Here is a 14,284-nt window from a genome sequence, read left to right as displayed (position 1 = left end):
CGCCGGTATATTTAAAAGGTTGCACGGGTTCTTCCAAAAAAATTAACTGGCTGCTTATTAAAGGGAAACGGGGCGCTGTAAAATTTCTTCATAATTGGTATGCATGCATAACAAATTTTATTATATTTGTTATCCCTCGTTCCAAATACCGAGGTGCCGGTTGCCAAAGAAAGTAAAATAAGCTTTGGCGATATATAATAAGATACAAATAAATGAAGAGAGAAGAAACAATTGACCACAATATTAAAACTGCCTGGCATGCGATAGCCAGAATGTACAACCAGCAGGCAGTGAAGCAGGAGATTACGACCTCGATTGGGTTTGTTCTGCTTAATATTTCTTCGAAAGAAGGCACACCGGCCACAAAAATCGCCCCGCTTATGGGTCTTGAATCCAGGAGCCTCACCCGTGTATTGAAAAACATGGAGGAGAAAGGCCTTGTATATCGCAAGCCTGACGAAAATGATAAACGATCTGTACGTATTCACCTTACGGAAAAAGGTAAAGAGAAAAAGGAAGTTTCGAGGAAAACCGTATTGGCCTTCAATGAAGCTGTACGTGCTAAAATCCCTGATTCAAAACTCAAAGTCTTTTTTGAGGTGATCAATGACATCAATGGAATTATAGAGAATAATAATATATACGAAAACGGAAAAACAATCAATCAACAATGACCAGAAGAATTAACAAAGTAGCAGTGTTGGGTTCGGGGATCATGGGTTCCCGGATCGCATGTCACTTCGCGAACATTGGAGTAAAAGTGCTGTTGTTAGATATCGTGCCCCGTGAACTAACGGAGGATGAAAAGAAGAAAGGGCTTACGTTGGAAAACAAAGCGGTCAGGAACCGAATTGTTAACCAGGCGTTTGAGTCTGCAATAAAATCGAATCCGGCTCCCTTGTACGACAAGGCCTTTGCCAGTCGAATTACGTTAGGTAACTTCGACGATGATATGGCCGATATCAAAGAGTGTGACTGGACTATTGAGGTAGTTGTGGAAAACCTGGACATCAAAAAGAAAGTATTTGACCAGGTAGAAAAGCATAGAAAGCCAGGTGCCCTCATCACATCCAATACATCTGGTATTCCGATTCACCTGATGCTGGATGGCAGAAGTGAAGATTTCCAAAAGAACTTCTGCGGAACGCACTTCTTCAACCCTCCGAGATACCTGAAATTACTCGAGATCATCCCTACACCGAAAACAGACCCTGAGATAACAGATTTTCTGATGCACTACGGAGATCTTTACCTGGGTAAAACAACAGTACTTTGTAAAGACACACCTGCATTTATCGCCAACCGAGTTGGCATTTATGCCATTCTTAAGGTCATCGACTCAATGCAGAAGCTCGACCTGAATGTTGACGAAGTGGATAAACTTACAGGCCCGGTAATCGGAAGGCCCAAGTCAGCCACATTCAGAACTTCGGATGTTGTAGGCCTGGATACCCTTATCAAAGTGGCCAATGGCCTTTACCAGGGACTGCCTAACGACGAAGGACGCGAAACTTTCAAATTACCGGAAGTAGTAGCGAAGCTTGAAGAGAACAAGTGGTTGGGAGACAAAACCGGCCAGGGTTTTTATAAGAAAACCAAAGACGAAAAAGGCAAAACCCAAATCCTTACCCTCGACCTTAAAACTTTAGAATACAAACCTCAGCAAAAGGTTAAGTTTGGTACACTTGAAGCTACCAAGCCTATTGAAAACCTTAAAGAAAGGTTTAAGCCTTTATTCTCAGGAAAAGACAAAGCAGGAGAATTCTACAGAGATTCATTTTATGCTTTATTTAAATACGTCTCCAACCGAATCCCGGAAATAGCGGACGAACTGTATAAGATTGATGATGCTATTTGTGCAGGCTTTGGTTGGGAAGTTGGTCCGTTCGAAACATGGGATGCCGTTGGCGTGAAGAAGACTGTTGAGAAAATGGAAGAGATGGGTTATAAACCAAACCAATGGGTTTATGACATGCTCGATTCAGGCATTGAATCCTTCTACACAGCAAAAGACGGTGTCAGAAACTATTACGATATAGAATCCAAATCGTACAAGCCCGTTCCCGGTGCTGACGAATACATCATTCTCGACAACATCCGTGAAAACAAAGTGCTTTGGAGTAACGCCGGAGCCACCATCTTTGATCTTGGAGATGGCGTGCTGAACGTTGAGTTCCATAGCAAGATGAACACCCTTGGTGGTGAAGTGGTAGAAGGGATCAACCGCGCCATAGATATGGCCGAAAAAGATTACCGCGGATTGGTGATCGGTAACCAGGGAGCGCAGTTCTCTGCCGGAGCCAACCTCGGAATGGTATTTATGTATGCCATAGAGCAGGAGTTTGATGAAGTAGATTTCATGATCCGTCATTTCCAGAATACCATGATGAGAGTACGCTACTCATCTGTTCCCGTAGTAGTGGCACCACATGGCCTTACCCTTGGTGGAGGTTGTGAGATGACCATGCACGCCGATGTGGTACAGGCAGCAGCCGAAACCTATATCGGTCTTGTAGAGGTTGGCGTAGGCCTTATACCCGGTGGTGGCGGAACCAAGGAGCTGACCAAGAGGGTATCCGATGCCATAGAAGAAGGTGATGTGGAGTTAAATGCTTTGCAAAATGCATTTATGAATATTGCTACGGCCAAAGTTGCCACCTCGGCACATGAGGCTATGGGCATGAACATCATCCGTCCGAAAGATAAGATCACGATCAACAAAGACAGACAAATAGCAGACGCCAAAGCCACAGTGCTGGAGCTGGCCAATGCAGGATATACACAACCGATCCAGGCTACCAACATCAAAGTACAGGGTAAAACCGGTATGGCTTTGTTTATGGCCGGAGTGAATGGTATGAGAATGGGTAACTACATCTCAGACCATGATGTGAAGATTGCCAACAAAATTGCTTACGTAATGAGCGGCGGAGACCTGTCATATCCACAGGAAGTTTCAGAGCAATACCTGCTCGACCTCGAAAGAGAAGCCTTCCTGTCCCTGACCGGAGAGAAGAAAACCCTTGAAAGAATACAGTCGATATTGACCACGGGGAAACCGCTTAGAAATTAGTAGGCAATAGGCAGATGCAGTCGGCAAAATTGTTAAATGAATGAAGAATTTTGGTTTTAAAGAGCTTACGGTTTACAAAAAATCCTTTGAACTGGCAATGAAAATTTTTGAAGTATCAAAGTCATTTCCAAAGGAAGAAACTTATTCTCTAACTGATCAAATCAGAAGGTCTTCAAGATCGGTATCCACTTCGATAGCAGAAGCATACCGGAAAAGGATTTATCCGGCTCACTTTGTAAGTAAAACTTCAGACGCAGATATGGAAAACAGCGAAACCCAGGTATGGTTGGATTTTGCGAAAGAATGTAATTACATAACAGCGGAGATAAAAGATAATCTTGATAAGGAGGCCGCAGAAATCGGACGACTTTTAAATCATATGATCAATTATCCTGAAAAGTATACGAGTGGCTAAAGTTGCCAACTGCCTTTGCCGATTGCTGATTAACAAAGGCAAAAGGAAACAAAACGAAATAGACGTACAAAATAATTAAAATACTACAATGGACGCATATATAGTAAAAGGATTTAGAACAGCCGTAGGACGAGCTAAGAAAGGCGGTTTCCGCTTTACTCGACCTGATGATCTGGCTGTGGATATTATTAAGCACCTCATGTCATCGATCGACGGATTGGAAAACAATATGGTTGATGATGTGATCGTAGGGAATGCCGTGCAGGAAGCGGAGCAGGGGATGCAAATGGGAAGAATGATCTCCTTGATGGCCCTGGGTATCGACACTCCGGGTATGGTAATAAACAGATACTGTGGCTCAGGGCTTGAAGCTATTCATTTGGCTTCAGCAAAGATCAATGCAGGCATGGCCGATGTGGTGATAGCCGGAGGTACCGAATCCATGTCCATGGTGCCGGTTATGGGATATAAAACCGCGCTGAATTACAACATCACTTCAGAGCACCCTGACTACTACACCAGCATGGGACTTACTGCTGAGCAAATAGCCCAGGAGTGGAAAATCTCACGTGACGATCAGGATGAATTTGCCTACAATTCGCATATGAAAGCCGTGGAGGCACAAAAAGCAGGTAAATTCAAAGATGAGATCCTACCGATCACTGTGAAGGAAACTTATGTTGAAGACAACAAAAAGAAAACCCGCGAATTTACTGTAGACACTGATGAAGGGCCGAGGCCGGAAACCTCTAAAGAGGTATTGGGTAAGCTTAAGCCTGTATTCGCCGCCGGAGGATCAGTAACAGCCGGTAACTCTTCACCTACCAACGACGGAGCTGCCTTTGTGGTGGTAATGTCGGAGAGAAAAGTGAAAGAGCTGGGTCTGGAGCCTGTAGCAAGACTGGTAAGCTATGCCGCAGCAGGTGTAGAGCCGCGTATTATGGGTGTAGGGCCAACTTATGCTATTCCAAAAGCCCTCGACAGAGCCGGGTTGAAGATCAACGATATCGATCTGATAGAATTGAACGAAGCTTTTGCTGCCCAATCACTTTCAGTTATCCGTGACCTTGACCTGGACATGTCCAAAATCAATGTTAACGGAGGAGCTATCGCACTGGGCCACCCGCTTGGAAGCACCGGAGCAAGACTTTCTATCACCCTGCTTAACGAAATGCGCAGAAGAAATGGAAGCAAGTATGGTATGGTAACGGCATGTGTCGGTGGTGGACAAGGCGTAGCCGGTATTTATGAATTTTTGAAATAACATTAACAATCTAATGGGACGGCAGATGTGGTTTTCAATATCTCACATCTCCCATCCCGGATCTAATAATCTTAATATTATGAGCACTACAGCAACAGAACAATCAAAAGAAGTGCCGGCCGGAACTGCGTCGGCAATAAAAGGGGGTGAGTTTTTAATCAGGGAAACTGAAGCCAAAGAAATATTTACCCCTGAAGAATGGACAGAAGAGCAAAAAATGATTGCTCAGACTTGTAAAGATTTTCTTCATCAGGAGGTTTATCCTAAGCTGGATGAGCTGGACTCTATGAAGCAGCCCGAGCTGATGCCTTCACTGCTGGATAAAGCCGGTGAACTGGGACTGCTAGGTACATCTATTCCTGAGCAGTACGGTGGTTTCGGCATGGACTTCAATACCTCAATGCTTGTAGCAGAAGTTTTGGGAGCAGGCCATTCGTTTGCCGTAGCTATTTCAGCACATACCGGTATTGGTACTTTACCAATCCTCTACTACGGTAACGAAGAGCAAAAAGCCAAATACCTTCCAAAACTCGCTACAGGTGAGTGGAAAGCTTCATACTGTCTTACAGAGCCGGATTCAGGGTCTGATGCCAACTCCGGAAAGACCAAAGCCAAATTGACTGATGATGGTAAGCACTACATCATCAATGGCCAGAAAATGTGGATAACCAACGGTGGATTTGCCGATGTCTTTATCGTGTTTGCCAAAATTGATGACGACAAAAACCTTTCTGCATTTATAGTAGAGAAAGATTTTGGTGGCATTACCATGAATGAAGAAGAGAAGAAAATGGGTATTAAGGGATCTTCTACACGCCAGATCTTCTTCAACGACTGCAAAGTCCCTGTGGAAAACATGCTTTCAGAGAGAGAAAACGGTTTCAAGATTGCCGTTAACATCCTGAATATCGGTCGTGCCAAGCTGGGTATAGCCGCTATTGGTGGTAGCAAAGCCATTATAGACAATGCTACGAACTATGCTAATGAGAGAAAGCAGTTTGGAACTTCAATTTCCAACTTTGGAGCTATCAAGCATAAGATAGCAGAAATGGCAACTAAAGTTTATGCGTCTGAATCTGCCCACTACAGAGCAGGACAGAACATAGACGATGCTTATGAATCGCTTACTTCTCAGGGAATGGAGCCTGCTCAGGCCAGACTTAAATCTGTAGAAGAGTTTGCCATTGAGTGTGCTATCCTTAAAGTGCATGGCTCGGAAGTGCTGGATTTTGTAGCTGATGAAGGTGTGCAGATCTATGGCGGTATGGGATTCTCCGCAGAAAGCCCGATGGACAGAGCCTACAGAGATGCTCGTATCAACAGGATCTTTGAAGGAACCAATGAGATCAACAGAATGCTTTCTATCGATATGCTGTTGAAGAGAGCCATGAAAGGCCAGCTCGACCTGATGACCCCTGCAATGGCGGTACAAAAAGAGCTGATGTCTATTCCTGATTTTGGCGCTTCTGATGGAGACGAGATCTTTGCGAAAGAAAAGAAAGTACTTAGAAACCTGAAAAAAGCGGGTCTGATGGTAGCTGGTGCTGCTGTTCAGAAGCTCATGCAAAAACTGAGCGATGAGCAGGAGATACTGATGAACCTCGCTGATATGCTTATTGAAGGTTACGTGGCAGAGTCGTGCTTACTTCGTGTAGAGAAATTGATCGGTCAGAAAGGCGAAGAAGCCATGAAGCTTGAAACAGACATGGTGCGAGTATATCTGTATGAGGCAGTCGAAAAAGCAGCAGCGGCAGGTAAGCAGGCCATCTATGCTTTTGCTGAAGGTGATGAGCAGAGAATGATGTTGATGGGACTGAAGAGATTTACCAAACTGGAACCATTTAACCTTAAAGAGGCAAGGAGAAGGATAGCAGACCATGTTATCGCTAAAAATCAATATCCTTTTTAAGCAGAATATATTACCACAAACCTAAACACGAAAAGGGAGGCTGCCAGCAGCTTCCCTTTTTAGGATAAACGGAATTTCTGGGGAGACCCTAAATTTTTCACCTCTTTGCTGACAGACAGTTGTTAATCAGCAATCGGCAAAAGCAATAGACAAACTCGTATAATAATAACAATAAGCGCGGTTTACTGATTTTTAGCGGGAAGTTTCACATTACTTGCTTTACTTTCAACTCGATTTACCCCACAGGTTTTACGTTTGTTTCCTTTTTACTTAAATCCCGGAGGCACTATGATGGGCAACGGAACATCTTCAAGAGTGACCTTTACTTGCTTGAAATCTCCCATTACTTCCCCATCCACCTGGAGAGGCACTTTCTTTTTTGATCTTACCACTATGTTGGTGGTAGAGAATATTTTAACGTACGGAGATTGTTTCATTCTCCCGGTGAAAAAGTCGAATGCCAGCCTGAATATGGCATACCAGGGATACGGCTTGAATATGCAAACTTCAAATTTCTTGTCGTACAGGCATCCGTCCGGATTTACCACAGCCCCGGTGCCATACTTTGAGGCATTGGCAAACACTACCATTTCGGCCCTTCGCCGGAAGCTGTTTTCCCCCATTATGAAGGTATATTTGCTGGGGGCCTTTTTAAACAACACCTTAAAAAAATGTGCCGCATAAGCCAGTTTACCCCGTGAACCACCTTCATCAAAATTTTTGATCAATTTGGCATTAAAGCCAACATCACTGAGGTGCAGGGAAAGAAATTTGCCATTGATGCGGAGGACGTCCATATCAATAACATGATTTTTGATAATGATCTTGACGGCTTTCCTTATATTTTTTGGAATAAGCAGTTCGGTAGCCAGCCCATTGGCAGAGCCCAACGGAATTATTCCCAGACTTATGCCCTTGCCCAGCAATACCTGCGCCACGAGATTAATGGTGCCGTCTCCACCGCACGCTACTACAGCGTCAGGCTTGCTTTTCTCTATCTCTTCCGAGATCAACCGGTGGTCGTCTTCTCCTTTTGTTTCTATTAAATCAAATGCTACATTGCTTTCCGTACAGCAAGATTTGAGCTCCGTTTTGAGGTCTGATTTGTCAATGCCTCCGGAGATAGGATTGACTACAAATAGTATTTTATTCATAGATTATAATAGGAACATTAAGATGGGCTTATTAGTTATAAAATAAAACTAAACCACCATTAAAAAGTTTATTCGTAAACCGATCAAAAAGCTGTCTCTTCGTATCAAGAAGAGCCTCGGGCTGCTGGCTCCTCCTATTATTTTGCCCTATCGTGGGTATGGCACCAGCAAGCTCCTTCACATTCGCGGACATGTGCTTGATGACCGGATTTTATATGAATCCGCTCACACGGATAAAAGCCGTAAAAACTTCAGGGCTATGATCAGTCGTTACATGAGTAGCCCGATTCCTGATGTCAGGGTCGAGATACTTTTGTTTGACCAGGAGTGTGTAGTTGAAACTGACAGCAATGGCTATTTTGAAAAAGACTTCATTTTTAATGAGCCGTTGGCCGTATCAGGCTGGCATAAGGTGAGGTATAAAGTTTTGGATAAAATCGTTGACGAGCAGGAAGAGCTTGAGGTTGAGGGAGAAGTTTATATCCACCGGAATGGGGAAGCCAGATACGGAGTGATCTCTGATGTGGACGACACCATCCTCATATCTCATGCTACCAAAGTTTTGAGCAAACTTAGGCTTATCCTCACCAAAAATTCAAAGACCAGACTGCCCTTTACCGGCGTGGCGGCTTTTTACAATGCCCTTCACCAGGGAGCAGACAGATCTATACAAAATCCGGTATTTTATGTAAGCAGCAGCGAGTGGAATTTATATGATTTTCTCGAAGACTTTTGCGAAGTGAGAAACATCCCCAAAGGACCTTTCCTGCTGCAGGATCTGAAAACCAGCTTGTGGAAACTAATAACATCAGGTGGAGGCAACCATTATCACAAACTGGAAAAAATAAAACACCTGATGTCGACCTTTGATGATTTGCCTTTTATATTGATTGGCGATAGCGGGCAAAGGGATAGTTTACTTTATGCAGAGATCACACGCCAGTTTCCGGAGAGGGTAAAGGCTATATACATTCGGGATGTATCCAAATCGAAAAAGGATAAAAAGGTTAACACCATAGCGCGTGAGCTCCTGGAGCATAATGTGGAGATGCTATTGGTTACCGATACCGAAGAGGCAGCACGGCATGCCTATGACAATGGACTAATATCAAGAGAAGAAATGCTTTATGTAGTAGAGGAAACGAGAGGTCAGAGCCAGCGGCCTGCATCCCTGGTGGGGCAGTTGGTAGAGTCTGAGGACAACAATAAAAAAGGCGGCTGATCAGCCGCCTTAACCCAGGTCTTTAACCAAATGCTGTCTCATGTTTTTCGGAGACAGCTAAATATCTCTTATGGTCTGTCGCACTTTGGGCGAGATAATTTTTTCGCTGATCCAATTGAGGAATTCTGACCTTTGGTATCCTGTGACGTGTCTTGATACCGGCATAAAACCGTCTGTTGTAAAACCTGTCAGGACGTTTATATTGTGAATTGTATATTTTGGTTGATCTTGTTCGTTTTACCTCAAGGCTGCGGTCAGGCTTCACAAAAACGGTAAACTCATTTTTATAACCCGCTCTTATGCGCAACTGCTCTTTGGTCGTAAATAGCTTAGGTCCTTTAAAGACTTTAATTTTTACCTGGTGTACTCCTCCGGCTCCTTTAATTTTTACTACTCTTTTCGGTTCACTGTTAATGACCTTCTTATCAATAATAACCTGGATCTTTTGTCCTTCTGCTGCTGCCATAAAGGTTGCGGCCGCCATTTCGGCCATAGCGTCTCCTATTATTAACAGCAATCCCACCATAAGTAAACTTTTCTTTTTCATATTGCTTTAACTTTAACCTCCGTACGCTAACGAAGAAAACCCCTAAATAATTCAGTAGAAGAACAACCTGCGTGCCAAAATCAAAATATTCTTACAAAGTGCTGATAACCATACTGTTGAGAACAAAAAATTGACTTGGTTCTTACTTAAAAAATTGGTTATTCTTAAATGTATATGCTTTCAACATTCTAAACGGTAACCGGACAGAAACCTTATAACTATTGAAGACTTTTATTATAGTGCTGAATATCTGCACTTTAAGTTAAATAAAAATATTTCATTATTTTATTTTGCTTCTATATGATTTACCAAAATTAAAAACTGAATAAAGTTGATATTGGGAAATATATTTCCTTTTTTGAAACTCGGGCATTTATGTGATGATGTGTTAGTAAGTATCTGTACCTGCATTGGTAAGATCAATAAAGATGTGGCCTTTCTGTTTGGCGCTTACAGCGGCTATCCCCTACTGTTGTAACGCATTAAACCGAGTTTCCGGATTTATACGGGAGCTAGAACAACAAAATCATAACGTGCATAGCAAAACTTTTGAGAAGAGGGTAAGCTTGCTCGATATGCGCAATCGATTGCACAACATAAAAATACGATTAATCTATAAATAAGAACCATCCTATGAAAAACAACCTCAGACCTTACTTTATCATCTTATTACTGATCATTTCAGTAATGAGAACAGCATGGGTAAATGCCCATCCCAATTATCCGGGAAAGGATATTGATACTATTAACAAAAGCACACGAACTCTTCAACCTGAACCCGGTACTACCTACACCTATAGCCTTACAGATGGGAGTGAAATGCCTCAGGATACAGAGATTAAATATGATACCTTCGTGACCAGTGATAGCCTTCTGACCCTTAAAAGCAATGTAGGAACACAGCTCTGGTGGCACGATCCGGCGCATGGAGTTGCGATGTATAACGCCAATTCTTTTGAGGTCAAAGTGGCCGGCGATGCTATAATTACGCTCACAACCTGTACTTATAGCGCCGATAATGCGGTATTCAGCTTAACGGATCAGCAGGGTAATTCGCTAGGTAGTATGGTTGCCGAAAATACTGGTGAGGCCGATGGCTTTCCAGTAAGTTTTGCTTACTCAGGAAATGCAGGAGTTGTTAAGGCTACCTTACAATCTTCCGGTACGGTATATATTCATGCCATTGCTATTGAAAATGCTCCTGAGATAGGCCCTGGCAATGGTAAAATTGATGTTTGGGACTTTGGCGCAGAACAGCTCAATAGCGAAACCTACAATAATATGCTGACCGAGTCAGAAATCAACTCCTGGTATGACGGGTCTATAACTCCTGGTACGTCCGGCAGCGTGCTGCCCAGCTTCTCATCAGGAGTATTAAGCTGGGTAGGGGGTTCCGGGGACCGCCTAAGGACTACCAATACCAACTTAACGAGGTATGATGAAAACCTTTCTGGCGTTTCCGGCTATACAGGTCGGGTATATGTCAACTCCAGGGCAAATGAAGGGCGAAATATGAGCCTTACTTTAAATGAGGACGACGAAGTTACTGTAATGCTGATAACCGATGCCGATGGAATAATTAATTTCCAATATGTAGTTGATCCCAGTGCGCACACAGACCTCGTGGCCGTAGGCACGGACCTTACGGAACTCCAATTTGTTGCCAAACAAGCCGGGACTTACCGTATTTTTGATACCCAGGCAAAGCCAAGCTACTACAGGATATACAGAAAGGATGCTACCTATGCTACAATAACCGGATCAGTAGACGAAAGTCTTGCCGGTGGCATTCCAAACGGATACGGCATACGCTTTACAAACCAAGCCGGTAAAACCTGGACATCCGTGGTAAATTCCGGGCAGTACAGTGTCGAACTTCCGGCCGGGTATACCTACGAGCTGGAGTTAACTGATGCCGCCGGTTATTTTATAACCAGCAGCAGCATTCTTGAAGTAACCGAAGCAACTACAAACCTTGATGTAACCGTTGAGCAGATCGAGCTGTATACGGTTAATGGTAATATTACAGGCCTGGGAGCCAATATTTCCAGCCTGCAACTGGCATATACCCCTGACCCTGTAGCGAATAAAATTTTTATACCCCAACCTGCAATCGATTTAAATTCTGCCTCGTATACGGTGCAACTGGAGCCAGATGTTGAGTACACCGTTTCGGCCGTGGGCGTTAACGACTACCACATTACCAATAGCACAATAACCATTGGTGCGGCTGATCAAAGCAGTGATATAATATTTGCCTCAAAGCCTGTATATGGCATAGCCATTACCACATCTGGTCTGGACAATTCTCAATTGAGTAGTCTGAGCCTTACCTTCACCAACTTGTACGAAGATGGCTATGTCTATACTTTTTCAGCCATTAGCGATGTTGCTTTGCGCGATGGCTCTTATGTGATTAGTTATGCCGGGCTGGATGATTTTCCTGTACAGATGGCTTTAACCTCTAACCTGACAGTAAATGGTGCGGTTACTGCAAAAACACTGGATTTCGTTCCTGTTACTGTGTGGTCGTTTGATGATCAGGAAATTTCTGGCAGTACCACTTCTTACAAAGGAATACTGCTTAGCGGCAGCATGTCCAATGATGTTGCTAAAGGTCACCTTTCTGCCAAATCCGGCGCAACGATCCAGGTACCCATAGATGCCGGCAAAAACCTCAGGGTTTCATACTATTTCAGCGCCGATTTTTCTATTGATGGAGGTGATCCTGTTACTACTTCAACCGGTTCAACCGGTTTGATAGAGCATGTGGATTATGTCTATCCTGGTTCCGGACCGGGATATGCAACCATCACTATTGGCAGCACAGCATCTACCACCTACTTAACGGAAATTGCTGTTTATGATGCCGTTGATTATGCTCCGGAAATATACGTGGGTGTGGATAAACCCTATAAAACCATCAAAGAGGCGTTGGATGCGATTACCAAAATGGAGAGAAATAACGACGAGCGCGTGACAGTGATGATAGATCCTGGGAATTACGAGGAAATGCTCGTAATCAAAGAAAACAATATAACCCTGAAAAATGCTGCTGAAACCCCCAGCATCGCTCTGAAAAATCAGGGAGTTGATATAGAGGCAGGGGCAGTGAGGATTACAGGTTATTACGGCTTAGGCTACAACTACTACAGCATGGGCCCTGACCGAAAGTGGCACGCGGATATACTGGAAGTAAACAAACAAAACGGATACCTGTCCCACTCCAATGAAGGATCAGGCTCGTACTGGAATGCTACTGTGGTAGTTACCGCTGACGGTTTTGAGGCCAGTCATATCATTTTCGAAAACTCATTTAATCAATACATTTCAAAGAAAGAATCGGAGGATGTGGTTGTGATGTGGGAAGTTGGTGGTAAGGGCGAAAGGCCAACTGATTATGGCAACACTGCCATCCAAGACAGAAATTATGTAGAGCGGGCAGCTGCCATTGCTATAGTCGATAATTCTGATAAAGTAATTCTGGACAGATGTCGAGTGGTTGGCAGACAGGATTCCTTTTTTGGAGGTGCGGGAGCCAGGGTACTGGTATATGAAGGTGCCATGATGGGCGCTGTAGATTATATTTTCGGTGCCATGACCGCAGTTTTTTACAAAACTAACCTGGTGATGAATACCAGTGACCAATCCAGTGATGCGTCATATCTCACGGCGGCCCAGCAAAGCGCCGGCAGGGGATACCTGATGTATGAGTGCAGGGTTATGTCAACTACTCCCGGTGTGGAAACAGCCTCGGTCAACGGTGCCAAGCCGGGATACTTCGGACGCCCCTGGAGGGCAACCACAAGTGAGGTGGTTTTTTACAAAACCAGGGTAGATGCTTCCGAATATCCTGGATCGGAAGGCCAATCGCTAATCTCGCCAATAGGTTGGACAAGTTCACTGGGCGGTGAATCGCCCGGTATGTATGAATATGGAACGATAGAAGCATCAGGTGAAGATAACAGTGCGAGCCGTGCTGCATGGTCAACTTTGTTGACTTCTCCTTTTCTGACTGATGGCACGGAAATTACCCCATATAATTTTACCAAAGGCACCGATGGGTGGGACCCTCTGGCACAGATGGAATCACTGGATAACGATAGTTTGCTGGTATCTCTTTCAGTTGCTGAAGGCACCCTCGTTCCTGAATTTGATCCACTGGTCACATCCTATACGGTTGAGGTTCCTGAAAATACCAAAGTAACTGTTTCCGCACAAGCCAGAAGCTCCGCCGCCAAGGTTAGCATTGGTGCATTTGATAATATACCCGGTTCAGACCAGGTGGTTGTTACCGCAGAAGATGGCAGCACAACCGAATATACTATTGAAGTGAAGCAAGCAGTGACTACAGCGGTTTATGAAAAGCGCCAGTCCGTCATTAACCTATACCCCAATCCGTCAGAAGGTATCAGCAATATTTCATTTCATTTATCCACATCTTCTGATGTTGAGGTACTTATATTGACAACTGACGGTAAAAATGTAAAATCATACAGGGAAGATCATCTTTCGACCGGAGAGCAAAGGCTTTCCTTAGATTGTTCGGATTTGCCAGGAGGACTATACCAGCTCAGATTGATTGCGGGGGATCAGACGGCTATAATGCGTTTAATACTTCATTGATTGGCTCTTTTAAAACAGAAAGGCTGTCCTGATTTTTAGGACAGCCTTTCTTTAATATCGTTTAGAGTGCTTTT

9 protein-coding genes are annotated in these 14,284 nt (G+C 43.9%); 7 read left to right on the top strand and 2 right to left on the bottom strand.

What is annotated here, in order from left to right:
• Nucleotides 1-212 precede the first annotated feature (212 nt).
• The 5 genes from LVD17_RS08755 to LVD17_RS08735 all read left to right on the top strand — a co-directional run bounded on the left by LVD17_RS08755 (nucleotide 213) and on the right by LVD17_RS08735 (nucleotide 6,661).
• Nucleotides 213-674, top strand: a complete 462-nt coding sequence (locus tag LVD17_RS08755) for a MarR family winged helix-turn-helix transcriptional regulator (RefSeq protein WP_155175687.1) — start codon at nucleotides 213-215, stop codon at nucleotides 672-674.
• Nucleotides 671-3,073: a 3-hydroxyacyl-CoA dehydrogenase/enoyl-CoA hydratase family protein gene (locus tag LVD17_RS08750; protein ID WP_233766160.1), complete on the top strand. Its 2,403-nt coding sequence runs from the start codon at nucleotides 671-673 to the stop codon at nucleotides 3,071-3,073. The genes LVD17_RS08755 and LVD17_RS08750 overlap by 4 nt, the downstream gene beginning before the upstream one ends.
• Before the next feature lie 40 nt (nucleotides 3,074-3,113).
• Nucleotides 3,114-3,488, top strand: a complete 375-nt coding sequence (locus tag LVD17_RS08745; RefSeq protein WP_233766159.1) for a four helix bundle protein — start codon at nucleotides 3,114-3,116, stop codon at nucleotides 3,486-3,488.
• A gap of 88 nt (nucleotides 3,489-3,576) precedes the next feature.
• Nucleotides 3,577-4,752, top strand: a complete 1,176-nt coding sequence (locus LVD17_RS08740; protein WP_155175681.1) for a thiolase family protein — start codon at nucleotides 3,577-3,579, stop codon at nucleotides 4,750-4,752.
• A 79-nt stretch (nucleotides 4,753-4,831) separates the two neighbouring features.
• A complete protein-coding gene (locus LVD17_RS08735) occupies nucleotides 4,832-6,661 on the top strand; it encodes an acyl-CoA dehydrogenase FadE (RefSeq protein ID WP_233766158.1) in 1,830 nt (609 codons plus the stop codon).
• Nucleotides 6,662-6,927: 266 nt separating this feature from the next.
• Here LVD17_RS08735 and LVD17_RS08730 read toward each other — a convergent pair whose 3' ends face one another.
• Nucleotides 6,928-7,815 (bottom strand): diacylglycerol/lipid kinase family protein, encoded by an 888-nt coding sequence (locus LVD17_RS08730; RefSeq protein WP_233766157.1) that lies wholly within the window; start codon nucleotides 7,813-7,815, stop codon nucleotides 6,928-6,930.
• Nucleotides 7,816-8,074: 259 nt separating this feature from the next.
• Between LVD17_RS08730 and LVD17_RS08725 the strand changes: the two genes are divergently transcribed.
• On the top strand, nucleotides 8,075-9,037 hold the full coding sequence (locus LVD17_RS08725; RefSeq protein ID WP_233766156.1) for an App1 family protein phosphatidate phosphatase: 963 nt from the start codon (nucleotides 8,075-8,077) through the stop codon (nucleotides 9,035-9,037).
• Between the two features lie 22 nt (nucleotides 9,038-9,059).
• Here the strand turns inward: LVD17_RS08725 and LVD17_RS08720 are convergent, their stop codons facing one another.
• Nucleotides 9,060-9,584, bottom strand: coding sequence for a hypothetical protein (locus LVD17_RS08720; RefSeq protein WP_233766155.1), 525 nt, complete (start codon nucleotides 9,582-9,584; stop codon nucleotides 9,060-9,062).
• A gap of 633 nt (nucleotides 9,585-10,217) precedes the next feature.
• Between LVD17_RS08720 and LVD17_RS08715 the strand changes: the two genes are divergently transcribed.
• Complete coding sequence (locus LVD17_RS08715; RefSeq protein WP_233766154.1) at nucleotides 10,218-14,210, top strand: pectinesterase family protein; 3,993 nt, start codon at nucleotides 10,218-10,220, stop codon at nucleotides 14,208-14,210.
• Nucleotides 14,211-14,284: the final 74 nt, after the last annotated feature.

Source organism: Fulvivirga ulvae, from assembly GCF_021389975.1.
GTDB lineage: Bacteria > Bacteroidota > Bacteroidia > Cytophagales > Cyclobacteriaceae > Fulvivirga > Fulvivirga ulvae.
The sequence above is the reverse complement of the archived record's forward strand: the minus strand, read 5'-3'. Positions and strand labels throughout refer to the sequence as shown.

Bases quoted from the DNA above. Each gene is read 5' to 3' on its own strand.
- LVD17_RS08755 (WP_155175687.1), top strand. From the start codon at position 213: ATGAAGAGAGAAGAAACAATTGACCACAATATTAAAACTGCCTGGCAT.
- LVD17_RS08750 (WP_233766160.1), top strand. From the start codon at position 671: ATGACCAGAAGAATTAACAAAGTAGCAGTGTTGGGTTCGGGGATCATG.
- LVD17_RS08745 (WP_233766159.1), top strand. From the start codon at position 3,114: ATGAAGAATTTTGGTTTTAAAGAGCTTACGGTTTACAAAAAATCCTTT.
- LVD17_RS08740 (WP_155175681.1), top strand. From the start codon at position 3,577: ATGGACGCATATATAGTAAAAGGATTTAGAACAGCCGTAGGACGAGCT.
- LVD17_RS08735 (WP_233766158.1), top strand. From the start codon at position 4,832: ATGAGCACTACAGCAACAGAACAATCAAAAGAAGTGCCGGCCGGAACT.
- LVD17_RS08730 (WP_233766157.1), bottom strand. From the start codon at position 7,815: ATGAATAAAATACTATTTGTAGTCAATCCTATCTCCGGAGGCATTGAC.
- LVD17_RS08725 (WP_233766156.1), top strand. From the start codon at position 8,075: ATGATCAGTCGTTACATGAGTAGCCCGATTCCTGATGTCAGGGTCGAG.
- LVD17_RS08720 (WP_233766155.1), bottom strand. From the start codon at position 9,584: ATGAAAAAGAAAAGTTTACTTATGGTGGGATTGCTGTTAATAATAGGA.
- LVD17_RS08715 (WP_233766154.1), top strand. From the start codon at position 10,218: ATGAAAAACAACCTCAGACCTTACTTTATCATCTTATTACTGATCATT.